The organism is Paenibacillus sp. NPDC058177 (genome assembly GCF_042883835.1).
GTDB lineage: Bacteria > Bacillota > Bacilli > Paenibacillales > Paenibacillaceae > Paenibacillus_AQ > Paenibacillus_AQ agri.
This window is the reverse complement of the sequence record NZ_JBHVVB010000006.1, coordinates 286,065-310,453: the sequence shown is the minus strand read 5'-3', so window position 1 is coordinate 310,453 and position 24,389 is coordinate 286,065. Positions and strand designations below refer to the sequence as shown.

Below are 24,389 nucleotides of genomic sequence, written 5' to 3'. Positions count from 1 at the left end.
AGAAGAAGGAGAGGAAAAACTGTGAGCTTTTTCCGTAAGCAGGCCTCGTCACAGGACGAGACTACTAGCAAAAGTTCCCTTGGCCTACGGATCAACGTGTTTTTCTTCAGCACGTTTATTATTTTTTGTGTCATTATTATTCGTCTTGCGGTTCTGCAGTTTGTAGAAGGCCCGACCTTGACCGAGGTGGAGACTAACCGGGCAACGAAGAGTGTGCCGCTTGCAGCCATGCGCGGTGTGATTTATGCCGCAGGGGGCGAGAAGCTGGCCTATTCTACACCGGTGCAATCGCTATACATTACACTGACCAAAGAATTTACGGCAAAGGTAACCGACAAAGAGACTGGGAAGACGACACTTTCACCTGCAGCTCAGGCCAAGTCCGATGATCTGGCTAACCGCCTTGTCGCGGACTTTGCAAAGTTCGGTGCCAAAGATGTCAAAGCTATGACGAAGGAAGATGTGCTGGATTCCATGGACTTGTACTTCAAGAAGTATTCAGGGTACATGGCCCGACGGATTAAGTCAGGTCTCACTGAAGAAGAAGTAGCTTACTTCATGGAACACAAGGATGAGTACCCTGGACTTACCGTGGTGGAGGAGAGCAACCGCCATTATGACAAGGACACAGTCGCCGTGCAGACCATTGGATATATCAAGCCTTTTAAGTCCTCCAACAGTTTGCCGATTTATCAGAATATTTTGAATCAGATGAAGAACAATCCCACTGCCGGTCTGACCTACAAGGACGATGAATTTGTTGGTTTTGATGGGCTGGAGCTGCAATACCAGCGGGAACTTCGCGGTCAGAACGGTTATCAGGAGATATCAGTCAACCCGCAGAATATGGCTGAGAGAATTGAGGAGGTAGTTCCGCCTGTGAAGGGAAATGACATTTGGACGACGATCAACAAGGATATCCAGATGAAAACTGAACAGGCCATTACCGACCAGCTCAACTGGCTACACAAGAATCCAGTTCAAGGGAAACTGCATCCGTCTGCGGTTACCGGCTACGCCGTGGCGATTGAAGTGGATACTGGTAATGTTGTGGCTATGGCAAGCATGCCAGATTACGATACCAATGTGTGGACACAAGACAAAATAGTCCCCGCTGTGTGGGAAAAGATTATGGGCAATTATCAAAACGGTACCATTACTCCGTTTTCTTCAGGCAGATCAGGAAATAATTTTGACTCGACCGTCTTCTTGGGATCCACGATTAAGCCACTGACAGTGCTTATTGGTCTCAAGGAAGGTTTCATTACTACACATACCACTTATTCAGATACAGGGAGCACTAAATTTGGTAAAGCTGGTCATGAAACCACGGTTAGGAATGCCGGGAGCCATGCCTATGGATTCTTTAGATCTCCGGCTGATGCCATTGCGAACTCCTCCAACGTCTTTATGATCGATAAGGTAGGTAAGAAGCTTTATGAGCAATACGGATCTAAGGGGGTAGAAGTCTGGGATAGATATATGAAGGAATTCGGACTTGGTGTATCTACGGGTGTTGACCTGCCCAACGAATATAATGGGAAATTGAACTATTTTAAAGAGGCTGAAGCAGGGAGTGCTCAATCCGCATTAGTCTATGCTTCATTTGGTCAGCAAGGTAGTTATACTACTCTGCAACTGGCTCAGTATGCATCGACGATCGCGAATCAAGGTGTACGGGTTAAACCTCAATTGGTCAGTAAAATCACCGATTCCTCCGGCAAGGTAGTGAAGACTTTCGGCCGTGAAGAACTGGATAAGGTGGATTTCGATCCGGCTTATTGGAGAGAAGTTATCAAGGGAATGAGCAGTAAAGTCAGCAGCTTTGATAAATTCCCGTATGATTTTGCCCGTAAGACAGGTACTTCGCAGCAGGATGCCTATAGTAAAGGTGTTAAAAATACAATCGATAACGGGGTATTTATTGCCTTTGCCCCGCGTGAACATCCAAAGCTGGCTGTTGCAGTAATTATTCCAGAGGGCGGATTGGGTGGCAGCAGTGCCGCACCAGTAGCCCGGAAAATCTTTGATGCCTACGATTGGGAATATGGACTGAACGGTGTGCCTAAGAAGAGCTTGCAATCTGCAACCAATGGACAAGACAATGCCGAATCTACAGATGCAACAGTAAATACACAACAACCATAAAATCGCCCGCAGATGGGCACAACAAAGAATGGAGGGGTGGCAATGACTGCCAAATACCGCCTGCTTGCCTTGGATATGGATGGAACCCTGTTGAATGATGAACAAATCATTACCCCAAAGACAGTGGAATGGATTCAAAAAGCGGTGAAGGCGGGCGTTCATGTCTGCCTATCCACAGGTCGTTCTTTTAACGGTGCCTGGCCTTATGCCAAGCAGCTTGGTCTGGAGACGCCAATGGTAACGGTGAACGGCAGCGAAGTGTGGCGTGCGCCACATGAGCTGTATCGCCGTTCCTTAATGGATCCTAAACTTGTGAGTCAGTTGTATGACATGGCAGAGCGTTATGGGATCTGGTTCTGGGCTTACTCTCTGGAGCAAGTACACAACCGGGAGAACTGGGATGGAAATACAGAGGGCCGTGAATGGTTGAAGTTCGGGTACAGCACTGAGGATGATGACATCCGGCACAAGCTGCTGCTGGAGCTGCAAGACTTAGGCGGGCTGGAAATCACGAATTCTTCGCCGCATAACCTGGAGATTAACCCGCTGGGTATTAACAAAGCAACCGGAATTAAGGAAGTCTGCCAGCTGCTCGGCATCGATATGTCCCAAGTCGTGGCCGCCGGAGACAGTCTGAACGATCTTGCAGTAATTCAGCAGGCAGGTCTTGGGGTCGCGATGGGCAATGCCCAGGAGACGGTTCTTCAGGAAGCGGACGCTATTGTAGCTAACAATAACGAAGATGGCATTGCTGAGGTCATTCAACGATTTATATTGTAAAGTGAACGACATTGGAGGAGAAGGAATTGACAATCCTGGGTTGGATTCTGATTATCGCTTTATTTGCTGTCGGGTTGGCCGGTGCAGTAGTTCCGATTCTTCCGGGTGCACTTGCGATTTATCTTGCCTTTTTTGTATACGGATGGTTCTTTTCCTTCCAGTCCTTTGGCGCCTGGTTCTGGATTACCCAGACACTGATCGTGGTGGTGCTTTTTATCGCTGATTATGTAGTTGGAGCTTGGGGTGTCAAAAAATTCGGCGGCTCACGTGCTTCGGTCATCGGCAGCACCATCGGTTTGATATTCGGGCCGTTCGTCATTCCGGCGTTCGGTTTGATTATTGGCCCGTTTCTGGGCGCGTTTATTGGTGAACTGATCGTCGGCTCCTCAGCGGGCAAAGCCACCAAAGTAAGTGTAGGAGCATTAATTGGTTTGTTCAGCAGTACGGTAGTCAAGATTGTGCTGCAATTAGCGATGGTCATCCTCTTTTTCATCTGGATCGGCCTGCATTAATTTAACAGTGAAGAAGGCGAAGCAGTTTGTCTAAGAAAGAGTCTTTTGTCAAAGGCACGCTAATATTGGCTGCAGCAGCACTCGTGGCGCGCGTGCTTGGTATTTTTCAGCGGGTTCCGCTGGAGCATCTGTTTGACGATATCGGGAACGCAGCATTTGTACAAGCGAACAACGTGTATTTAATGCTGCTGACGCTGGCAACTGCCGGTATCCCAAGTACACTTAGTAAAATGGTGTCGGAACGGTATGCGCTGAACCGACCGGATGAAGCGCGGCAGGTCTATCGGGCGGCGCTTATTTTTGCTGCGGTGATGGGGGTTATTATGAGCGTGGCGCTGTACTTTGCCGCGCCGTGGTTCGCGAACCACGCCAAGGTTCCACAGAGTACAAGGGCCATTCAGGCCATTGCGCCTGCACTCCTCTTGTTCCCGGCCATCGCGATGATGCGTGGTTATCTGCAGGGACGTAATAATATGATGGCTGGCGGTATTTCACAGATCGTGGAGCAGATTGCCAGAGTGTTCACAGCGATTCTGCTGGCTTATATTTTGCTCAAACAAGGCTATGGAAATCCGATCATGGCAGCAGGTGCTTCTTTCGGGAGCGTGCTGGGAAGTATTGCTGCGTTTGGGGTCATGCTCTATTTCATCATGAAGACCCGGAAGAAGGATCGTCTGGAGAATTTAAATACAGCGCCTAGTGCCAAGCTTCCGATGTTTGGGATATATAAGGATATTTTTAGTCTGTCCATTCCAATCGTGCTATCATCCATGACCATCCAAGCAGTGTATTTCATTGATACGACCCTGATTGTTCCGCTTCTCAGCGGCCAAATTGGTGAGGCCAGCGCCACGCAAATGCTGGGGATTCTGGGGCAAAAAGCGCAGAGCATCGCGGGAATCCCACCCGTGCTTGCCATTGCGCTAAGCACATCGCTGATCCCGGTGATCTCAGCGGCTTATGCGCGGCGGGATGATGTTCACCTGAAGCGGCAGATTACACTCGCGCTGCGGATTTCCATTTTAACAGGAACACCGATTGTTATGTCATTAGTTGCTGCCGCCTATTCTATCAATGGGCTTCTGTTCACCAATATTACAGGAACTGGAATTATTGCGCTCCTTACATTCGGTACGATTTTCCAAATAACAATGACAACCTCGAACTCGATATTGCTGGGGATGGGCAAATCCCGAATCTCTATGTTCTACGTGCTCGGCGGGATCGCCACGAAGCTTATCTTCAGTTTGGTGCTTAGCCGGTTCATGGGGATCTACGGAATTGTTATTGCAACAGCACTCTGTTTTATCGTGATTACATACTTGAACCTGCGTCTGCTGCGAAAGATCGTACCTTTCGAGATTATGGGCAAGCGCTGGGGAGGTTTTGTATTTGCGGTTCTAGTCTCCGTGGGCATCGGCTATGGCTTGAATGAAGCCGGTATTCTGCTGACACATGTTATGCCTGCTCGTCTGGCATTCTTGCTGACTTGCCTCGTGGTGGGCGCAGCGGTTGTAATTATCTATCTTGTACTGCTCATCGTGCTAGGTGTGATCAGCAAGCAGGAAATTTCCGGATACCCTCGCGCCCTTCAGAAACTTCTGAACCCGTTGATGAGATTACAGCCGGCTCGTGTGCGGGCAAGAGAATAATGCAATGATTGATTTGACTTCCGTGTCGCATTTTGCTTCACTTAAAAGGTATAGGCAACATATTTTTTATTGGAAGGGAATGACCCCTGGATGGATAAGATTAGTTCTCCCGCTGAGTTTCAGGTAGCGATTCAATCGCCCCGGCTGACGATAGCCGTATTCAAAGCCGACTGGTGTGTCGACTGCAAGTTCATTGATCCCTTTATGCCTGAGGTGGAGCAGAATTATAACGGCCGCCTGACGCTCGTGGAAGTGGATGTCGACGCTGTTGGCGATGTAAGCCAGGAGCAGAACATTCTCGGCATTCCGAGTTTTGTGGCTTATACCGATGGACGCGAGTTGGTTCGCTTTGTGAGCAAGCTGCGTAAATCCCGTGAGGAAATCGAGAATTTCCTCAATACAGCCCTTGAGGTTTATCAAAGCATTCACAAGTAATGGATGGATAATGGAAACACCGCTTTCGCCCGTTTTATGAGCAAAGCGGTGTTTTTTTTAGATATCAGACAACGGGGAGGCCATTTCTTCTTAAAATGCAGAATCAAATGCCGCAAATACCATTTTATCGGTTATAATGGAAACGCATTACTTCATACTTTTCCAGCAAAAGTCATTCATTTACTTATTTATTTTATAATGCGGGTGATCACATTTGACGACAAATCAGTTGAAGTGGCTTAGTTACATAACCTGTCTGGTAATGTTCCTGGCGCTGCTGGGCGGGGCGGTAGTAACCAAAACAGGTTCGGGCCTGGAGTGCGGAAATGAATGGCCATTGTGTCATGGTAAGCTGATTCCTGCCTATACTGTAGGGTCCTTGATCGAATATACCCACCGCTTATTTAGCGGATTGGCGGGTATGCTCTCGCTTGCCTCCATGTTTGCCTTCTGGCGTTATGCGCGTCAGCGGCGCGATCTGTTAGTGTATGCCTGGATGACGCTGCTCTTTGTAATTGTACAAGGCGGAATGGGAGCGCTTGCAGTGCTTAAATCCCAGTCTGCAGCTGTGATGGCGCTACATATGGGATTTTCACTGATTGCGTTTGCCAGTTCCCTGATGTTGGCGTTAGGGTCCAAAAGAAGGCATGAAGAAGGAGACGCTTTTTCTGTGCCCGGCAAGCCGGTGAGTATTTCTTTTCGCAATTTGACTTGGTTCACGACAATTTATTCTTACATCGTTGTCTACATAGGGGCGTTTGTTAGCCATACCGACTCCCAAGGGGGCTGCTCTGGCTGGCCACTCTGTAATGGGGAGTGGATTCCCGAGCTATCGGGGGGCGTTGGGGTTGTGTTCACGCACCGGATAGCGGCTTTGCTGTTGTTTATGTTGACGGCATTGCTGGGACATTTGGCATTCTGGAAGCAGAAGGACCACAGAGAGCTTAGAATGTTGGGGGTTGCAGCGGTTCTGCTATGCCTGATGCAGGTGTTCAGCGGGGCGGCGGTTGTGTATACGCTCGGGAATGATAAGCTCTACATCTTTGCCGCTCTTGCTCACATTTTGCTGATTGCCGGACTATTCGGTGTACTGTGTTATATGAGCGTACGGGTATGGCAGCTTAGCAAGGGAAACAGGCGTTAACTCGGCACTCATATCCTTACAGATCCTTGCGGCATTTATGTTATGCTGATCATTACTTGATCAAATGTCCCCTGAGGCTAAGAGGATGGATAGAGTGGCTTACAGGGTGGGACAATAACACTCATATTGGATTTGCTGCATCCGAAGCAGGTAAGGAGGACAACATATGCTGCGGATATTGCTGGGAGAACCGCCCCGGGTGAACAGTGGTGTGCTCGCTGAGGCGATGGAACATATGGCGGAATTTGCATCGCTACTGCGCAAGGAAATGAACAGGTATGAGGATCGTGATCATGAATTCCGAAAGCTGGAAATCTGGACTCGCGGCCTGATCGTCTCATTGGATGAACTGGAGCAGAGCTGGTTTGCCGCTGCTTTTTATCGAAAATCCGTAAAGGCCGGGTATATGGATGATATGTCGGTGGCCGAGCAGGGCGAATATGCGCGATATGTGTATTTTTATAAAAACGGCTTTATTCGTGTCTTCTCCTTGCTGGACAAGCTTGGCACGGTATTGAACAGTCTTTATGATCTTAATACATCCAGGGTTAAAACCCACTTCTCCTATTTCACGGTACTCCGGGAATTTCTTACCCACAAGGAGCATGCTGTGCTGGCCGACCAGCTGGAGAACATTAAGAACTCTTACCGGGACCCACTGCAGAACCTGCGTAAGCGCCGCAATGCCGAAATCCATTATATGAACGCTGAAATGCAGGATGATTTGTGGCAGCGGCATCAGGGTCTTCACGACAAAATACAGCTTGAGGATCTCGACAGTCATCTGGAGGATTTAAAACAGGGGCTGGAAATGGTCTGCAAATCATTAGAGGCTGTATATAAATACAGTACGGAACACTGGCTTAAGAATACTGGGAAATCCTGATGATGTAAAAATGGAATTCTGCGGAAAATTTTCCTTTGACAAAGAATGCAGAACTAAATTATACTAAATCATGCCTTCTTAGGCCGGACATTTTATGACAAACTACAACACTATATCACATATCTTATCGAGAGTGGCGGAGGGATAGGCCCGATGAAGCCCGGCAACCGATTTATGTTTATGCGTGAACCGCGTGTACATAAGTGCCATGGTGCTAATTCCTACAATGCCGTGTGAGTGCGGACGTTGGCAGATGAGACGGCATTGTCTATAAGCGCACAGGGCCTCTTGCGATCTGCAAACGATCGTCGGAGGCTTTTTTTGTACAATTCATTGATATTATCGTTAAAGGAGGACGGCAGCTTGATAGAGCTAAAGAGTCTAACCAAGGTATATGGTAAAGGCAGCAAAACCGCCACGGCACTCTCGGGGCTAAACCTGTCGATCAAGAAAGGGGAAATCTTCGGAGTCATCGGCCACTCTGGGGCAGGAAAAAGCACGCTGATCCGTTGTATTAATCTGCTGGAGCGTCCGACCGAAGGCGAGGTCTGGGTAGATGGCGTGGAACTGACTCAATTGCCGGAAGGACAGCTGCAGGAGAAGCGGCGCAAGATCGGGATGATTTTTCAGCACTTCAATCTGCTGTCCTCCGCGACCATCTACGAGAATATCGCTTTTCCGCTGCGGCTGACACGCGCTTCGAAGAAGTTTATTGACAATAAGGTCAAGGAATTGTTGGCTCTGGTAGGGCTGGAGGAACATCGGGACAAGTACCCGGCTCAATTATCGGGCGGTCAAAAACAGCGTGTCGGTATCGCCCGTGCGTTGGCCAGCGACCCGGACGTGCTTCTCTGTGATGAGGCGACCTCGGCACTTGACCCACAGACAACAGACTCGATTCTCCGTCTGCTTCTGGACATCAATAAACGGTTCAATCTGACGATTGTGCTGATTACGCACGAAATGCATGTAATCCAGAGCATTTGTGACCGGGTGGCTGTTATCCATGGCGGCGGCATCGTCGAGCAGGGAGAAGTGACGGAGGTCTTCCTGAAGCCCAAGCATGAGATCACCCGCGAGTTCATTCGCAGTGAGGCACAGCATGATGGTCCGCTGCGGGCGGCTATCGACGCCTCCCATGATGGCTCAGCGCAAGCAGTCAAGATTACTTTCCTCGGGGAAAAAACGTACGGGTCGGCCTTATCCCAGATTGCGCGAGAGACAGGCGTCGATTTTTCCATTCTTTCGGGCACCATCTCTACGATCAAGGATGTGCCTTACGGGCAACTGATCGTTCGTTTTGAAGGAGAGGCCGGGAAGGTTGCACAGACCATCGCAGAGCTGACCGCTCAAGGCCTTGATGTGGAGGTGATTGCGTAATGGGTGGCTTGGATTTCAGCAAAATTAATTGGTCGGAAATGATGGATGCTGCGGTATCCACTCTGAAAATGCTTGGAATTTCCGGAATATTCACAATTATTCTTGGTTTGCCGCTCGGAATTGTGCTATATTTATGGGGCAGATCCAACCAGTCCTTTTTAAGAGTGATCTATTCAATTCTATCGTTCGTTGTGAACATTCTGCGATCCGTACCGTTCATCATTCTGATGGTAGCGCTGATCCCGATTAGCAAATCGATTGTAGGCACCTCGATTGGTGTGTTGGGCACGATTCCCGCACTCGTCATTGGGGCTGCACCGTTCTTCGCCCGGCTGGTGGAGACGGCGCTGCGTGAGGTAGATCGCGGAGTGATCGAGGCTGCACAAGGCATGGGAGCTTCTACCGGACAGATTGTCACGCGTGTACTGCTGCCAGAGGCTCGTCCAGGTTTGTTGGCTGGGGTAACGATTACGATTGTGACGCTGGTCTCCTACACGGCAATGTCGGGGATGGTTGGCGGCGGTGGTCTGGGTGACTTGGCTATCCGTTATGGATACTATCGGTATGAGAAGGAAGTCATGATTATCTCTGTAGCGCTGATGGTTATTCTGGTGCAGTTGCTGCAAATGGCCGGCGATCGGCTAGTGAGGTATTTTACAAGGAAATAAGGGCCATTAATTATAGATATCCTTATTTACACAAAAAAACATACTGTTTTAAGGGGGATTTACAAATGAAAAAAGTACTACTGACCTTTTTTAGCCTGACACTGATTCTGGTGCTGGCTGCTTGCGGCAGCAACAACACTGCCAATAATGCTACGAACTCCGCAGCGACCAATGCTCCTTCGGATGCTTCCGCTGAGCCGACTACAGAACCAGCAGCTGATCCTGTTACATTGGTTGTAGGTGCATCTCCAGTGCCGCACGCTGAAATTTTGAAAGCTATCGCTCCATTGCTTGAAGCTCAAGGCATCAAGCTGGAAATTAAAGAATTCACGGACTATGTACAACCAAACGTTCAGCTGGCTGAGAAGCAACTGGATGCGAACTTCTTCCAGCATCAGCCTTACCTTGACGACCAGAACCAGAAGAACGGAACGGATCTTGTATCTGTAGCTGCTGTTCACGTTGAGCCATTTGGCGGTTACTCCAAGAAAATCAAATCCATCGACGAGCTGAAAGATGGTGCCAAAGTAGCGATTCCGAACGATCCAACCAACGGTGGACGTGCATTGATTCTTTTGGCTAAGAATGGTCTGATCACGTTGAAGGATGACACTAACATTACTTCTACCAAAGCAGACATCACTGAGAACAAGAAAAACCTGAATATCATTGAACTGGATGCAGCAATGCTGCCACGCCAATTGGATGAAGTAGATCTTGCGCTGATTAACACTAACTTTGCACTGGAAGCCAATCTGGTGCCAACCAAAGATGCTCTGTTCATCGAAGGTGGAGATTCCCCATACGCTAACATCCTGGTATCCCGTGCAGACAACAAGGACTCCGATGCGATCAAGAAGCTGGCTGCGGCTCTGACTTCTCCTGAAGCTAAGAAGTTCATCGAAGACAAGTACCAAGGTTCCATCATTCCAGCATTCTAAGATCATATTTAACAGCAAACCCCCACGGCCTTGAAGGCCGCGGGGGTTTTTGGTATGATAATGCGCATATTAGTTGCCAAAAAAAGAAGCCCCGGATACCTGTGACAGGCTTCCGGGACAACTATAGAACGGGATTAGAATACTTGAATAACTTCTTCAATGCCTTCTACTTCTTCAATGAGGGCACGCTCAATCCCAGCTTTCAGAGTAATTGTGGAGCTTGGGCAGCTACCGCAGGCACCCATCAGCTTCAATTTAACAATGCCGTCTTCGACATCAATCAGTTCTACGTCACCGCCATCGCGTTGCAGGAACGGACGGAGCTTATCGAGCACTTCCAGCACTTCATCATACATGGACGTGCTTTGTGTAGTTTCACTCATTTCTCAATCACTCCTTTCTTAGTGTTATTATAGTACAAAAGATTAAAAAATAAAATGGTTAGGACAGAATAGGGAGATCATCATGAGACCAATAATAGAATTTTGTGCCAGTAATGCCGGCCACGGGACCGATCCTTTGCGCATCAAGCTGGAACAAAACCCCGAATATGACGTCATTGAATATGGTTGTCTGAACAATTGCGGACAGTGCTACCTGGCTCCGTTCGCCATGGTAGAAGGCGAGATTGTGGAAGCCGAAACCGCAGAAGAACTGGAAGCAGGGATAGATGCCAAGATCAAAGAATTGGAAGAATGGTTCAATATTGATCCGGACTAGTCCCATCCAATCTTAGCCAAAATGACGTTTGGACATCCAGAGCACCCCGCTCTTAAGCAGGCGGGGGACTCTGCCCATGACAGAACGCCGGCCCATAAGTCCAAATCCGGCGTTCTTGCCGAGGGAGCCTAAAGTGCCTTTCAGGCGGATTTCATGCAGCTTTGGCGTCTCATTCCGCCAAAGTGCCTGCAGAACCTGCCCTACCTGCTCACCTTGTCCTCCAGCTGCCTGGGCGCTTGGGGCGAACGGCAGACTTGCACAGTCGCCGATCACGAACACTTCCGGATACTGTGGCACCCGGTAGTATTCATCGAGAATAACCCGGCCGCCGCGATCCTTCGCCACATCCAGGTCTTGAACGACCTTGACTGGCTGGATACCGCCCGTCCATACGGTTACGTCCGAGGCAATGGCTTGATCGCCATTAAAGACAGCTCCATCCTCGACGTGGGATACGCAGACACGGGATACAGTCTCCACGTGATGTACATTAAACCATTCCTCAACATATTGCGAGAGCTTCGACGGGAAGGCGGATAGCACACGTTCTCCCCGGTCCAGAATGGAGATGTTGAGGTCAGGGCGACTTTCCCTTAGCTCTGCTGCCAGTTCCACCCCGCTGAGTCCACCACCGACGATATTCACTTTACCGTAAGGCTTGACATCATTCAGACGACGGTAAGTCTCGCGTGTACCCGCGAACGTCTGAATACTGCAGGTATATTGATCTGCTCCAGGGATGTTGTGGTAATTATCCGTGCAACCCAGCGCGATGGCCAGGATATCATAGGAGATCGGCTCGCCGCCCTCCATGGATACTACCCGGCTCTCCAGGTCAATGGAAGCAATCTCACCGTATCGAACGGTGAGACGGGGATGAACCGGGAACTGGATGCGCAGATGGTAATCAGTGACGGTACCTGCGGCAAGCGCATAGTATTCCGTCTTGATGCCCTGATAGGGCATTCGGTCAATCAAAACAATTTCTACGTCAGAGGGAAGATGGTTGCTAATCAATTCTTGAATCAGGGCGAGGCCGCCGTAGCCGCCTCCTAGAACAAGCAGTGTTTGCATGAGACCTTACTTCCTTTCAGATAGGCATAGCCGGCAGAATCCGGCTTTCTTATTCGTAGACCTTGATTTCGTTATAGAAAGTATCGCGTTCGACAGGAATTCGCCCGGCACCTTTTACTAACCAGATTAGCTCATCGCGGGTCAAGCCTTCAGGAGTCAGTGCACCTGCAGCATGACTGATGCGTTCCTTCAGGATCGTCCCGTGAACATCGGATGCACCGAAGTTGAGCGCTACCTGTGTTAATTGTGCACCGATATTAATGAAGTACGCCTTAATATGGTCGAAATTGTCCAGCATTAATCGGCTGACAGCAATTGTCTTGAGATCCTCATAAGCTGAGTTGCGGCGCATAATGCCTGCGTTCTTGTTCTTAGGCTGCATGGACAGTGGAATGAACACCATAAAGCCGTTTGTTTCGTCCTGCAGTTCGCGAATTTGCATCATGTGGCGAATGCGGTCCTCACGAGACTCGATGGAGCCGTACAGCATGGTCGTATGGGTCTTCATACCAAGGTTGTGCGCGGTCCGGTGAACCTCCAGATATTCCTCAACGTTAGCTTTATCCACCCGCATTTTTTTACGATATTGGTCAGACAGAATTTCCGCGCCGCCACCAGTTAACGTTTTGAGACCGGCTGCACGCAGTTTTTCCAGCACTTCCCGGATACTCAGTCCACTGATTCGAGTGAAAAAGTCAATTTCCGCTGCCGTGTATGCTTTTAGGGTAACTTCGGGAAATCTGTCATGCAGGGCTTGCAAAGAATCGACATAATATTGAAAGGGTACCTTATCATTATGCCCGCCGACAATATGGAACTCCCGCACCCCTGGATTAATGTGTTGTTCGACATATTGCACCATTTCCGGACCCGAAAGGGTATACGCGCCTTCTTCACCGTCGTCTTTGCGGAAATTGCAGAATGCGCAGCGTGATTCGCAGACATTGGTGAAATACAGACTCATATTTTCGATAAAATAAACCTTGTTTCCGTTCTTGCGAAGATTGACTTCATTGGCCAGCTGGCCAATGGTCAGCAAGTCGTTGCTTTCATATAAATAAACGCCATCTTCCAAATTCAACCGTTCTCCGCCACGGACTTTCTCAATAATGGTTGCCATTCTGGCATCCGTATGAGGGGTTATAAGAGTAGACATATCATTTCCTCCTGAAAGTTTAGCGAAGCAAAAACAATGCATCGCAGTATCATACCAAGACCTGCCTGAATCTCAGGCATTTCTTTATCCTGTAGCGATAAGGGCGCCAGCTCTTCCCGTGACAATTTTTTGAATTTTTGCTCGGGCTGCCTCCCCTATTATAAACCTCTCTTTTGGGGGGAGCAACATCTGAAGCACATCTGCTTAGGTGTAATCAATAACCTTGATCATGGCAGTTATAACTTGAGAGCCGGGGGATAGTGGAGTATACTTAACTTACTTCAGAAAAATAACTTTTGGTCCTCTGGACCTTTAATACCGGAATGTTCCTGACGAATTCGCCGGAGCATCACATTATGATTTAGGGAGGTACAGTTATGATTAATATTAGTGAAACAGCTGCGGAGCAGTTGAAGACAATGCTTGGAGAACAGGAGACACCGGGGATGTTCCTGCGTCTGGGTGTGGCAGCCGGGGGCTGCAGCGGGTTCTCTTACGCCATGGGCTTCGATGACAACGAGACCGACAAAGACGTATACATGGACGTGGAGGGCCTCAAGGTCGTGGTTGAGAAGGATGATCTGCGCTACCTCAACGGTCTGGAGATCGATTTCGAGGAATCTGGTATGACCGGAGGCTTTACCATCAACAATCCTAACGCAACCGCTACCTGCGGCTGTGGCAGCAGCTTCCGTACGGCTACGGATGCCGGGAAGCCGAATGCGGAGCCTTGCTAATATGTAGTGACGCGGTTTTACGAGCTTGTTGAGCAAAAGAGCTAAGCTCTGGGATAGAATGTTGATCTAGTAACCGTGGATTATGAATTGCAAAGGAAAATAAGCACACAGCAATCGTCAATTTGTGTGGTAACAACCCTAAAATGATGTTGCGAGAATTGCGGCTTCCGAACCTCTTGAATTGTGTATGATGCCAATACACTTTTTCAGGAGGTTTTTTATGTTGAACAAAAAACAACGGCGAGCGCCAATTGGAAGAAGACCGGATCAAGAGGAATACACGAGGATAACGTTTCAGCAGGGATTGGACTTTGCTATTAATGCAAAACGCTCGGAAGGACTTAGGGAACGCACTTTAACACCACTATTAGTGGACATGGATCTGTCAATGATTAAGTGAAACAAGAAAGCCAAGAAGGAGCCATTGTCAAAAAAACAATGGCTCCTTCTTAATGAAATTACTATTTTGATAAACTTGATGGAACATCAGTATCAGCCGAATTTTCATCTGTTTCATTTAAGAGCAACGAATTGGGATACGATTTAAGAAATGTTGATTCATCTACTTTTAAAAAAAACTCGCCCTCAAAAATTAGTTGATTCGTATTAGGCCCGATTTGATCTAAATTTCTTGCTATCTCCGATTCCTTAAAGATACTTTGTTTATCTGCTCGCAAGAACATGCCATGAGGTGTATATAGTTGACTATAATACCCTTTTGCGATTTTTGATTCTACGGATTCTACGGATTTTACGTTATTTGTTGAAAAATTAGTGTTAACCGGATCTACTTCTGTCTTATTTACGGTTACCGATTCTGGATCGGAATCCGCTTTTGAATTTGCACTTAATGCCATTCCTGAAATTATAGTCACTGCAAAGGCTGCTAAAAATATTTTTTTTAACATGTTTATTTTCCACCCTTTCTTTACCAAATATTTATTTCCTACTTTCAATCTTCGTATTCAAAAAGTTGATAGTTTTACGAGAATAATCATAAAGAAGTCGTATAATTATATATGAAATAAAGCACACAGCAATTATCCCTTGGTTTGCTAACAACCTAAAGGATGTTTGCTATTTTACCTCCCGAATGGTGTATGATGCCAATACACCTTCGGGAGGTTTTTATTCTCATGAAGTAAAGGAGTTAGCCTACAGAAGAGAAGCTGGGCGGGAAGGGGAATTCGTTGAACAAATTGGTTGCAGTCTTGAGAATTTTCTCGGTGGATTCGTAAGGGATTTTCTTGCTGCCTTTTCCTGAACTAAGCACTTGCGCGGTTTCGATTTGCACTTTTAATAACCGAAAGGTAGTTGACCTTTTTAAATTACTGATGTATTCGGAGGCCGTAGTGTCTGCTGAAGTGTCGTAGTTTTCCAGCCGAGATAAGGATTCGAGAAGTCCTCCACACAAATCAGTAACATCCCTATTCGTTAAAACTCCTTTAAATTGGCTAGTCTGATCTTTGATTTTGGATACTATAGCCTTAACCTCTTGAATTTGAGTCACTTCCGTCTTTAATTTGACAGTGCTGCTACGTACCTCAACATCTTCCTTGATCTCTAAAGCCTTGTTGTACACCTCTAAAGCTGCTTCATAATCCAGGTTATCCTGATGCTGTTTGGCCTGGGTGACTAAATCATTGAATTTTCTGTCTTGCCTCGATACGCAGGAGGTGAGGAGTATCACAATAACTACTAACACAAGGATAGGTTTGATTGTTTTCAATAAACACCCTCCATATTATGGTACTTTATCTAATTATACGCATGTCCTCTCCTGCAGTGTCAATCGAAAATTACCTGACTATGCTTTAAAGCTATTCTTAGGATGAGTATGATGGGGACAGGTACACAAAGACAAAAACCTGCGATTTTCGGGACTGTAAAAGTCCTGAGCGTCGCAGGTTTATTTGTATGCTGTCTATGAATCTTGTTTTACTGACAAATTTCTCTTCTATTATATGTAGCATTGAAGCTGCTGCCGTCTCACGCTGGGATAATGAATTTGTAATTGACCATGAACACGATCATTCCTGCGGCAACCAGAGAGAAGGCAATGCAGCTTGCCCCGAGTACTCTGCGGCGGTCCTTGATGAACTTAAAGCCGATAGCGCAGACCAGAAGGGTCGTCCCTGCCAGAACAACGGACATCGCGATCATCGCCACCCAATACAATACCTCGAAAAATTGAGCCAATCCAGAGCGCCTCCCATGTAAAATGTTTCAAATTAATGTCATGATTATTTTTTACTATACGATACTTGCCCAAGTTTGAAAAGCGGTTTCTTGCTTGCTATAGCTCATTTGATTGCGTTTACAAAATGTGTCGTATTTCGCCCTGGCAGCCTGCGACAAAATTCCGCGGTTGTCACAGCCCATTCTTGTTTTTTCTTGCTTTTGCCAAGGATTATATTCTTTTGCCGAAAGATGCAGTATCTTGGGCGTGCGCCAAGGGCGGCTGCCTCTGGCACGAGCGCCCCTTTTTGCTGTAAGCGGCCCGGGCACGGACAATCATACAGGAGGGCGGGGTACTTTCTGAGTAAAGTATACGGTAGGCTACGATAATGAAGGGAGAGGGAGGACGATGGCAGGAAGACAACTGGCCAGCAAATGGCTGAAAACCGAGGCGTTGCTTAGCGATTCCAGGGTTGCCGGTTACATTCCAAGAACACAGCAATATAGTGATGCTGCTTTGCTGAATATGCTGGGCAGATATGGAAATGTAGTCATCAAACCCGTTGTGGGCGGCGGAGGCTACGGTGTGATCAAAGTGTTCCGCGACCGGCGAGGGTATGGGTTTACTTATATGTCGAAGACACGGATCTACCGCGATTTTTACGCTATGGGAAATGCACTGAACAGAGTAAGGGTGCGGCGCAGATACCTGATCCAGCAGGGGATATCTCTAGCACGGATTGCTGGCCGGCCCATCGACTATCGCGTTAAGGTAGTGAAGAACGGTGAGCACTGGGAATTTCGTTCAATGGTGGGGCGTTTGGCCCGGCCCGGCTTGTTTGTCACCAATCTGTGTAAAGGCGGAACGATGCTGAGCTGTCGCGAAGGGCTGAGACGTTCGCTCCCGAGGGTGAAGTCATCTGCCAAGCGGGCGGAGATGCGTCGTTTGACGCTGATTTGTATTGAATTGATGGAGCGGCGTTTCCCAGGAATAGGCGAGTTGGGCTTTGATTATGCCGTGGATTATAGTGGTAAAATATGGATTTTGGAAGTGAATACACGTCCCCAATAAATTAAATAATTTTTAAGAATTGACGATAATAGAAGTAGTAGGATAAAATTGCGTTTAGTTGTGTTTCCTTTGAGAAAATAATTACAGTAAAATATGACAATTTTGAAAAAAATATTTTTCTGTGTACATGTGGAAAATCTCCTGTGTATAACTCTTATCCCCATAGTCCACTGCGTAGCGATACTCTTTCTCACCCTTACACACAAATTATGCACAGGATTTCCACATGTACTTGTGGATAGTGAGAACGCTTGTTCGAAAAATGATAGTTTGATATGATAGATTCAGATCCAAATAAAGGAAAGGTAGGTGATCGTTATGGTTGAATTGTCGGATGAGATGCTGCTTGACTCTTACCATAGAGCAATAGAGCTGCAACTAGAGCATGATTTCATCGCTCTATTACTCGTTGAAATTCGCAAACGGAACTTACACTCTCCAGATCATGCGGTACTCCATTAAGACGCAGACGTTCTTCTGCAGCAGCTACATATATCAAACCGCAAGTTACACAAAATAGGGTATCCTTCCCGGCTTGGTGTTAAGCCGACGGCAGGATACCCTTTTATTATGATGTAATCATTCATACATTTTAATGAATAATTATTCTTCTCGCTAAGTCATTGGAATTGGTCTGTCAAACCTCTACAGCTTCAAGTTACTGCTGTGTCCTGGAGAGAGCTTGGCCTCTGGATCGATATAGACTTTCGCGTTGTTCACGGCAGTTGGAGCTTCACCAAAACCTACGGCGATCAGCTTCAGCTTGCCCGGATAAGTCGTAATGTCACCTGCGGCAAAAATGCCGGGGATATTGGTCTCCATGCGGGAGTCCACCACAATAGAGTTGCTCGCAATCTCAATTCCCCATTCAGCAATGGGGCCCAGGGACGAAACGAAGCCGAAATTGACAATCACGCTGTCCACTTCGATTTCCTGTGTTTCTTTGGTTTTGATATGGGATAATGTTACTTTGGTTATGAATTCCTCGCCATGCAAGGCGGTAATTTCGGTTGGAGTAATGACGTTGACCTTGGAAGCCATCAGCTTCTCCACGCTATGCTCATGCGCGCGGAATTTATCCCGGCGGTGAATCAGGGTGACTTGCTCGGCAATTGGTTCAAGCATCAAAGCCCAGTCTACTGCGGAGTCGCCACCGCCACTGATCAGCACTTTTTTACCCTTGAAGGCGTTCAGATCGTTGATGAAATAGTGCAGGTTGGCTTTCTCAAAACGCTGTGCCTCTGGCAATTCCAGACGACGTGGCTCGAATGCGCCTACTCCAGCTGTGATGATCACAGCTTTACTGTGGTATTCTGCTTTGTCAGTTGTTACCACGAAATGGCGTTCATCGCGCTTCTGTACGGAAACGACCTTCTCTTCCAAGCGGATATCGGATTGGAACAGCTCCATTTGGCGGCTCAGATTGTCCACAAGTTCCTGTGCGGTAACTTTTGGGAAACCAGCCACATCATAAATATATTTTTCAGGATAAAGAGCGGCAAGCTGTCCCCCAAGTTGGGGCATACTTTCAATAAGGGTTACAGATGCCTGGCGCATACCGCCGTAAAATGCGGCGAACATGCCGGCTGGACCGCCGCCTATGATTAGAAGGTCGCTCATAGGAACGCCGGAAGAATCTAGAGTCACAGGATATTACACCTCCGAGTTGATATATTCAATTTGCCATACTTGTTTACACTCCCATTATAAACATTGTGGCTGATACCTGCAAAGAATTTGACCTTCGTTCAAAGGATATCCATTTTTTGATGATAACATTTGATTAATAATCGAGTTAGGTTTACAATAGATATGTCAATTTTCGAAATACTTTAAGTTTGATTGGAATTTCCTCTGAATTTAAGTGTATAATTTCACAAAAATGGTTTTTAAAAAATACCACATAGACAGATTTACCTGTTGGAAGGAGTCGGAACATGAGCAGTATTCCTAAAATCGTAATCCTCGGCGCGGGGTACGGAGGAATTTTGACCGCCCAGCGGTTGCAAAAGGCGTTGAATTACAATGAGGCAGACGTGACTTTGGTTAACCGGCACGAGTACCACTATTTCACCACGCATCTTCACATGCCGGCAGCTGGCACGGACAGCATTGAGCATACCCGTGTACCTATTTCCAAGCTGATCGACGAGTTCAAGATTGACCTTGTTAAATCTTCGGTACAAGAAATTCGTACCCAACAAAAGAAAGTTATCCTTGAGGATGGCACGCTTTCGTACGACTATCTCGTGATTGCCTTGGGTGGAGAGCCTGAAACCTTTGGTATTCCTGGATTGGATAAATATGCAATGACGATCCGCAGTATTAACTCTGTGCGTTTGATCCGTGAGCATATCGAATATCAATTCGCGAAGTATAAGAACGAAGGCAATGCACAAGAGCACATCAACTTCGTGGTTGGCGGTGCAGGCTTCAGTGGTATCGAGTTTGTAGCAGAACTGGCGGACCGTATTCCTGAGCTGTGCAAAGAGTTCGACGTTGATCCTAGCCTTGTGAATATCTACAACGTAGAAGCAGCACCAACAGCATTGCCAGGCTTTGCACCTGAACTGGTGGAGCATGCAATGAACGTCCTGACGAAGAAAGGTGTTACCTTCAAAATGGGCGTTGCCATCAAGGAATGTCTGCCTGACGGAGTTATCTTGGCTACCGGCGAAGAAATCAAAGCTTCGACAATCGTATGGACCGGCGGTATCCGCGGTAACCGTCTGATTGAAGCTGCTGGCTTTGAAGCTATGCGTGGTCGTGTTAAAGTGGACGAGTTCCTGCGTGCGCCTGGCCATGACAACATCTTTATCATCGGCGACGGCTCGCTCATGATCAATCCGGAAGGGCGTCCATACCCGCCAACGGCTCAAATTGCAATGCAACAAGGCGAATGTTGTGCGCATAACTTGGTGGCATCCATCCGCAATCAACAGCCGAAGAAATTTGTATTCAGCAACAAAGGAACTGTAGCCTCCCTTGGTAGAGGTCAAGGTGTCGCTGTTGTCGGCTCCAAGACATACAAAGGCTGGTTTGCTGCGCAGTTGAAGAAAGTGGTCGATGCGCGTTACCTGTTCATTATTGGCGGCATTCCGCTCGTATTGAAAAAAGGAAAATTCCTCTAAGATGCGCCATTGCAGCGTGCAAGTGAGAGGACTGCTTACGCGTGAGGAACTGGACCGTTATAACGGTCTGATTGAAGTGGGTTCTTATCTTGAAGATCAGAATCGCTATGATCTGGCCTATAATGTCCAGAAGGAGATTGATCTGTTGATTCTGCCGGGCATTGAACGTCTGAAGGATAAGGGGCGGGCTCGTGACCGGGCGACAGCAGAGTATTTGGAAAGCCTGAAGGATACTGAGGGTGGACCCGAAGAAGAATAAGTAAGCATCAAGCTGTGATGAAGGACAAGCGTTCATCATTGCAGCCAGGATGCTTAACCATAAAACGGGGTGTCTCCAAAGCCATGGCTTTGAGGACACCCCGTTTGTTGTTACCAAAGTATGAAAATGAGTCTCCGATTATAGCTTCAGCATCTCTTCGAAGGACTCTGGTGTCAGCAGGTTGCCGACATAGAAAGGACCGAATTCGCCATAGCGGGAACTGACCTCGTCAAAGCGCATTTCGTAGATCAGCTTTTTGAACTGGAGTGCATCTTCAGCGAACAAAGTAACGCCCCATTCCCAGTCGTCAAAGCCGACAGAGCCGGTAATAATCTGCTTAACCTTGCCAGCATAGCTGCGGCCAATCAGGCCATGGGAATGCATCAGCTCACGCCGCTTGTCCATATCGAGAGTATACCAGTTGTCGTCCAGGTGCCGCTTCTTGTTCATCGGGTAGAAGCAAATATGCTTCGCTTGCGGCAAAATAGGCTTGAGCCGTGCTTGGACATGGGGACTCTGCATTGGATCTCCGCCGTTGCTGCTTCCACTTGCAGCATAGTTGCTAAGTTCGACAATGCTGACATAGGAGTAGGCTTTCGTTGTATATTGGGCGAAGGCGGTCTTGTTAAAGGCCGTCTCCAACCGGTTCAGATCTTCCAGGGTCTCACGCAGGTACATCAGTACGAAATCGGCCTTCTGGCCTACAATGGCGTATACTGCGGAGCTGCCCTGCTTGGCTTCCTCCACAGGACCCCATTCTTGTATAAAAGCATGCAGTTCTTCCAGAGCAACGGCACGTTCTTCATCATCAGCTGCCGTCCAAGCGGTCCAGTTCAGAGAGCGGAAGTCATGCAGGGCGTACCACCCTTCCAGGGTTAAAGCGGCTTCGTTCATGTTCTTTCTCACTCCTTAAAAGTTTTACTAGCATCAGCTTCCTAAGAAATACATCGGTAAAACTCGCTTCGGAAGCATGGCTTAGTTTTACTAGCTTAAACTGCTTAGAGACCCATCGGTAAAACTCGCTTCGGAAGCATGGCTTAGTTTTACTAGCTTAAACTGCTTAGAGACCCATCGGTAAAACTTGCTTCGGAAGCGTGGGCTTAGTTTTACTAGCGTAAGCTTCGCTTATATCATAGAGGCCATAGTGTCTTACTATGGCTACAGGGCGCATAAACTATGTATAGTCCAATTTGTCCTAGTTGCATTGTATCGCATGCAGCGACTCAAGAGCAAACCATAACATCCTTTTTTCGGTAAAGTTCATTGATTCGTTACATTTTTTCTAGTAAACTTACTATTAGCTCGTGTTAGATGTGCGGTTCTTTATAGAGAGGGGTGAAGACGGTAGATGGGATTGATTCCTGTGTTTGTTCTGGCCGTTTTGTTCTTTGTCATGATGTTCGGCATTGGCTTTATCCTTAACATGTTAATGAAGACCACCTGGTTTCCAGCTTACCTGTTTGTAATCGTCATTTTACCGGTCGTCGTGTATTCCATTTGGGATCGCAGCGCCATGACCCTCTGGGAGCATTTATCTTCCTTCCATATTGTCGATTATCTCACGGGTGTTGCCGGTCTGATCGGTGCTGTGCTCAGCGGCTGGACGATTCGCAAGCTGCGGATCGGCGGCTACAAAATGTTTTAGTTCTACAACGACATATAATATTTAAACCGGACTGTCCGCCCTATTTTTGAAAGGGCTCTCAGTCTGCCGGGAAATCCGGTCATTCCGATGACTGTGATTTCTTTTTTTATTGGGAAGAGACATGAAAATAAGTCCTATTAAAGAATAAACAGGGACTCGCAGGAATAAAATCGGCTATGTATAAGGGCTTGGAAAATGATAGCTGGTGCAGTGAATCGGTGGTTCGCGGAAAAGGTCGAAATTGCACTTTTTTTTACATTTCCGGCTGCGTTTTTTGTGATAGAATAGAACTCTATATGAATTCGTGCAGATAAGGGGGAGGTTTCCGCAGATGCGCATGAGTCATTTACATCATTTTACCGAACATCATCGGTACTGCGTTTCCCGCGAATTCGGCCTTAGTGTGCTTGATGGACGAATGCTGGGCTCCGTATACCAGCCTATGGTGGGTGCTTTCGCCATCAGCCTGTACCGTTTGCTCTTCGAGCATATCCCGGCAGAGGCTATTGGCTACTCCGGAGTAGAGCAGCAACGTCGACTGTTCATGACACTGGGCGTAGAACCGAACGAGAAAGGCCGTAAATATTTGATTGATCAAGCTTCCCGGCTTGAAGCAGTGGGGCTATTACAGACCTGCCGGATTTATATGCCGGAGACGGATGACTATATGTATGAATATGAGCTGCTGGCTCCGCTTTCTCCTACCGAGTTTTTTGCTACCCAGCATCTAACCCTGCTGTTGCGTGACAAAATCGGCAAATTCGCCGTGCTGGCGCTGCGGGAGCAGTTCTGGACCCGGGAGCCGGAGGAGCTTAGCCGCCGCTCGCTTGGCAAGGAGAACATCTCGCTGCCGTTCTATGATATTTTTGAGCTCAATACACATGTGATAGATTATGAGCTGGAGCAGGCGCTGGCCGAGGTTGCCATTGTACGGCAGCCTGGTGCCCGCGAAGATGGAGACCAGGCTATTGGATATAGTGATATTATTCTGCGATTCCCGCGAGAATCGGTGAACCGGTCCCATGTAGAGAAGCTGCGCTTCGATCATAACCAGATGGGGGTCATTAATTATGTGGCCCGCAAGTATGATCTGGGCCCGCAGGATATATGCCGCCTGCTGGATGAGGATGGAGTGTTCGCGCCGGACGGTGAGGTGATTCTGGACACGCTTCAGCATATCGCCAGCCAGCATTTCCGGCAGGATCTGAAACGGCAGGAGAAGCGTGAAGTCGCTGCTGCTAAGGTGGTGTCCCTCCGCTCTGCAGTGAGTGAGGAGAATAGCGACGCTATTGCTCCGCTAGAACAGGCTGTCGAGATGGAATATTATGTGGAGGTCCCTCCACAGTTTCTGTCCAAATGCGATATTCACCAATATAATATGATGCTGCGCAACGAGCCTTATACACGGCTACTGCAAACATTTTTCCCGGGCACGGTGCCGGGGCAGCTGCTGGACATTTTCGAGAAGATCGACTTGAACTACAAATTGAACGGCGAAGTTATCAACGTCCTTATCCATTACTTAATGACTATGGTTGCTTCTGGTGGTGACCAACGGATGAACCGTAATTTCGTAGAGGCGATTGCTTCCAACATGCTGGTTAAGCAGGTCAATACTTACGAGAAAGCCGTACGGTATATTCGTGATCAGTCCAAGGTTAAAGGTAAGAATGCGAGCAGTCCCGCAGCCGGAGGCCGTACGCGCACTTATACGCGGAACGGAAACCGTCCGGCGAAGCCGGATATTCCGATTGCGCTGGATGATGGCAGTGCCGGAACGGTATCGGAAGAGGAATTCGCGGCGATGATGAAGAAAGCTGCCGAAATTAAGGCTGGCAAGAAAAAAGGCGTCTCCAAGGCGCCGTAAAGAA

General features: G+C 47.7%; 27 protein-coding genes and 1 riboswitch. Of the genes, 19 read left to right on the top strand and 8 right to left on the bottom strand.

Features of this window, described 5'->3' with window-relative positions; genetic code table 11:
* The first annotated feature begins 21 nt into the window (after nucleotides 1-21).
* From ACFVU8_RS22895 to ACFVU8_RS22850, 10 genes are all read left to right on the top strand, one after another.
* Nucleotides 22-2,148 carry a peptidoglycan D,D-transpeptidase FtsI family protein gene (locus tag ACFVU8_RS22895; RefSeq protein ID WP_387430378.1) on the top strand — a complete coding sequence of 709 codons (2,127 nt, stop codon included), beginning with the start codon at nucleotides 22-24 and terminating at the stop codon, nucleotides 2,146-2,148.
* 42 nt (nucleotides 2,149-2,190) lie between these two features.
* Nucleotides 2,191-2,928 carry a Cof-type HAD-IIB family hydrolase gene (locus ACFVU8_RS22890; RefSeq protein ID WP_387430376.1) on the top strand — a complete coding sequence of 246 codons (738 nt, stop codon included), beginning with the start codon at nucleotides 2,191-2,193 and terminating at the stop codon, nucleotides 2,926-2,928.
* A 26-nt stretch (nucleotides 2,929-2,954) separates the two neighbouring features.
* Complete coding sequence (locus ACFVU8_RS22885; protein WP_379467918.1) at nucleotides 2,955-3,440, top strand: DUF456 domain-containing protein; 486 nt, start codon at nucleotides 2,955-2,957, stop codon at nucleotides 3,438-3,440.
* Between the two features lie 26 nt (nucleotides 3,441-3,466).
* Nucleotides 3,467-5,092: a putative polysaccharide biosynthesis protein gene (locus ACFVU8_RS22880; RefSeq protein WP_387430374.1), complete on the top strand. Its 1,626-nt coding sequence runs from the start codon at nucleotides 3,467-3,469 to the stop codon at nucleotides 5,090-5,092.
* Between the two features lie 90 nt (nucleotides 5,093-5,182).
* Nucleotides 5,183-5,527: a thioredoxin family protein gene (locus tag ACFVU8_RS22875; RefSeq protein ID WP_066376398.1), complete on the top strand. Its 345-nt coding sequence runs from the start codon at nucleotides 5,183-5,185 to the stop codon at nucleotides 5,525-5,527.
* A 214-nt stretch (nucleotides 5,528-5,741) separates the two neighbouring features.
* Nucleotides 5,742-6,671 carry a COX15/CtaA family protein gene (locus ACFVU8_RS22870; protein ID WP_387430372.1) on the top strand — a complete coding sequence of 310 codons (930 nt, stop codon included), beginning with the start codon at nucleotides 5,742-5,744 and terminating at the stop codon, nucleotides 6,669-6,671.
* 166 nt (nucleotides 6,672-6,837) lie between these two features.
* A complete protein-coding gene (locus ACFVU8_RS22865) occupies nucleotides 6,838-7,557 on the top strand; it encodes a Cthe_2314 family HEPN domain-containing protein (RefSeq protein ID WP_379467926.1) in 720 nt (239 codons plus the stop codon).
* A 121-nt stretch (nucleotides 7,558-7,678) separates the two neighbouring features.
* Nucleotides 7,679-7,817: riboswitch (SAM riboswitch) on the top strand.
* A gap of 103 nt (nucleotides 7,818-7,920) precedes the next feature.
* A complete protein-coding gene (locus ACFVU8_RS22860) occupies nucleotides 7,921-8,937 on the top strand; it encodes a methionine ABC transporter ATP-binding protein (RefSeq protein ID WP_379467928.1) in 1,017 nt (338 codons plus the stop codon).
* Nucleotides 8,937-9,605 carry a methionine ABC transporter permease gene (locus tag ACFVU8_RS22855; RefSeq protein ID WP_379467931.1) on the top strand — a complete coding sequence of 223 codons (669 nt, stop codon included), beginning with the start codon at nucleotides 8,937-8,939 and terminating at the stop codon, nucleotides 9,603-9,605. Before ACFVU8_RS22860 ends, ACFVU8_RS22855 begins: the two co-directional genes overlap by 1 nt.
* 65 nt (nucleotides 9,606-9,670) lie before the next feature.
* On the top strand, nucleotides 9,671-10,546 hold the full coding sequence (locus ACFVU8_RS22850; protein ID WP_387430370.1) for a MetQ/NlpA family ABC transporter substrate-binding protein: 876 nt from the start codon (nucleotides 9,671-9,673) through the stop codon (nucleotides 10,544-10,546).
* Between the two features lie 134 nt (nucleotides 10,547-10,680).
* Here the strand turns inward: ACFVU8_RS22850 and ACFVU8_RS22845 are convergent, their stop codons facing one another.
* Nucleotides 10,681-10,929 (bottom strand): NifU family protein, encoded by a 249-nt coding sequence (locus ACFVU8_RS22845; protein ID WP_066376413.1) that lies wholly within the window; start codon nucleotides 10,927-10,929, stop codon nucleotides 10,681-10,683.
* A gap of 82 nt (nucleotides 10,930-11,011) precedes the next feature.
* On the opposite strand from ACFVU8_RS22845, the gene ACFVU8_RS22840 reads away from it, so the two are divergent.
* Nucleotides 11,012-11,266, top strand: a complete 255-nt coding sequence (locus ACFVU8_RS22840) for a YuzB family protein (protein WP_387430368.1) — start codon at nucleotides 11,012-11,014, stop codon at nucleotides 11,264-11,266.
* 12 nt (nucleotides 11,267-11,278) lie between these two features.
* On the opposite strand, the gene ACFVU8_RS22835 is transcribed toward ACFVU8_RS22840, so the two are convergent.
* On the bottom strand, nucleotides 11,279-12,340 hold the full coding sequence (locus ACFVU8_RS22835; RefSeq protein ID WP_387430366.1) for an NAD(P)/FAD-dependent oxidoreductase: 1,062 nt from the start codon (nucleotides 12,338-12,340) through the stop codon (nucleotides 11,279-11,281).
* A 49-nt stretch (nucleotides 12,341-12,389) separates the two neighbouring features.
* Complete coding sequence (mqnE, locus tag ACFVU8_RS22830; protein ID WP_379467939.1) at nucleotides 12,390-13,496, bottom strand: aminofutalosine synthase MqnE; 1,107 nt, start codon at nucleotides 13,494-13,496, stop codon at nucleotides 12,390-12,392.
* Between the two features lie 377 nt (nucleotides 13,497-13,873).
* On the opposite strand from mqnE, the gene ACFVU8_RS22825 reads away from it, so the two are divergent.
* Together ACFVU8_RS22825 and ACFVU8_RS22820 are read left to right on the top strand one after the other, a co-directional pair.
* Complete coding sequence (locus ACFVU8_RS22825) at nucleotides 13,874-14,233, top strand: HesB/IscA family protein (RefSeq protein WP_175371384.1); 360 nt, start codon at nucleotides 13,874-13,876, stop codon at nucleotides 14,231-14,233.
* Nucleotides 14,234-14,453: 220 nt separating this feature from the next.
* Nucleotides 14,454-14,633, top strand: a complete 180-nt coding sequence (locus ACFVU8_RS22820) for a hypothetical protein (protein WP_387430364.1) — start codon at nucleotides 14,454-14,456, stop codon at nucleotides 14,631-14,633.
* Between the two features lie 61 nt (nucleotides 14,634-14,694).
* On the opposite strand, the gene ACFVU8_RS22815 is transcribed toward ACFVU8_RS22820, so the two are convergent.
* From ACFVU8_RS22815 to ACFVU8_RS22805, 3 genes are all read right to left on the bottom strand, one after another.
* Entirely contained in the window at nucleotides 14,695-15,141 is a 447-nt protein-coding gene (locus ACFVU8_RS22815; protein ID WP_387430362.1) for a hypothetical protein, read from the bottom strand.
* Nucleotides 15,142-15,383: 242 nt separating this feature from the next.
* Nucleotides 15,384-15,962: a hypothetical protein gene (locus ACFVU8_RS22810; RefSeq protein ID WP_387430360.1), complete on the bottom strand. Its 579-nt coding sequence runs from the start codon at nucleotides 15,960-15,962 to the stop codon at nucleotides 15,384-15,386.
* A gap of 260 nt (nucleotides 15,963-16,222) precedes the next feature.
* Complete coding sequence (locus ACFVU8_RS22805) at nucleotides 16,223-16,432, bottom strand: hypothetical protein (RefSeq protein ID WP_066376429.1); 210 nt, start codon at nucleotides 16,430-16,432, stop codon at nucleotides 16,223-16,225.
* Between the two features lie 388 nt (nucleotides 16,433-16,820).
* On the opposite strand from ACFVU8_RS22805, the gene ACFVU8_RS22800 reads away from it, so the two are divergent.
* Nucleotides 16,821-17,483 (top strand): YheC/YheD family protein, encoded by a 663-nt coding sequence (locus ACFVU8_RS22800; protein WP_387430358.1) that lies wholly within the window; start codon nucleotides 16,821-16,823, stop codon nucleotides 17,481-17,483.
* Between the two features lie 318 nt (nucleotides 17,484-17,801).
* Nucleotides 17,802-17,945: a sporulation histidine kinase inhibitor Sda gene (gene sda / locus ACFVU8_RS22795; RefSeq protein ID WP_175371379.1), complete on the top strand. Its 144-nt coding sequence runs from the start codon at nucleotides 17,802-17,804 to the stop codon at nucleotides 17,943-17,945.
* Nucleotides 17,946-18,128: 183 nt separating this feature from the next.
* Here the strand turns inward: sda and ACFVU8_RS22790 are convergent, their stop codons facing one another.
* Nucleotides 18,129-19,103 carry an NAD(P)/FAD-dependent oxidoreductase gene (locus ACFVU8_RS22790; protein WP_379468043.1) on the bottom strand — a complete coding sequence of 325 codons (975 nt, stop codon included), beginning with the start codon at nucleotides 19,101-19,103 and terminating at the stop codon, nucleotides 18,129-18,131.
* A 317-nt stretch (nucleotides 19,104-19,420) separates the two neighbouring features.
* Between ACFVU8_RS22790 and ACFVU8_RS22785 the strand changes: the two genes are divergently transcribed.
* Nucleotides 19,421-20,614, top strand: coding sequence for an NAD(P)/FAD-dependent oxidoreductase (locus tag ACFVU8_RS22785; protein WP_175371377.1), 1,194 nt, complete (start codon nucleotides 19,421-19,423; stop codon nucleotides 20,612-20,614).
* A 1-nt stretch (nucleotide 20,615) separates the two neighbouring features.
* A complete protein-coding gene (locus ACFVU8_RS22780; protein ID WP_175371376.1) occupies nucleotides 20,616-20,873 on the top strand; it encodes a hypothetical protein in 258 nt (85 codons plus the stop codon).
* A gap of 138 nt (nucleotides 20,874-21,011) precedes the next feature.
* Here the strand turns inward: ACFVU8_RS22780 and hemQ are convergent, their stop codons facing one another.
* Nucleotides 21,012-21,767 (bottom strand): hydrogen peroxide-dependent heme synthase, encoded by a 756-nt coding sequence (hemQ, locus tag ACFVU8_RS22775; RefSeq protein ID WP_175371375.1) that lies wholly within the window; start codon nucleotides 21,765-21,767, stop codon nucleotides 21,012-21,014.
* A gap of 454 nt (nucleotides 21,768-22,221) precedes the next feature.
* On the opposite strand from hemQ, the gene ACFVU8_RS22770 reads away from it, so the two are divergent.
* Together ACFVU8_RS22770 and ACFVU8_RS22765 are read left to right on the top strand one after the other, a co-directional pair.
* Nucleotides 22,222-22,518, top strand: coding sequence for a YuiB family protein (locus ACFVU8_RS22770; RefSeq protein ID WP_066376464.1), 297 nt, complete (start codon nucleotides 22,222-22,224; stop codon nucleotides 22,516-22,518).
* 331 nt (nucleotides 22,519-22,849) lie between these two features.
* Nucleotides 22,850-24,385: a replication initiation and membrane attachment family protein gene (locus tag ACFVU8_RS22765; RefSeq protein WP_387430356.1), complete on the top strand. Its 1,536-nt coding sequence runs from the start codon at nucleotides 22,850-22,852 to the stop codon at nucleotides 24,383-24,385.
* The last annotated feature ends 4 nt before the right edge of the window (nucleotides 24,386-24,389 follow it).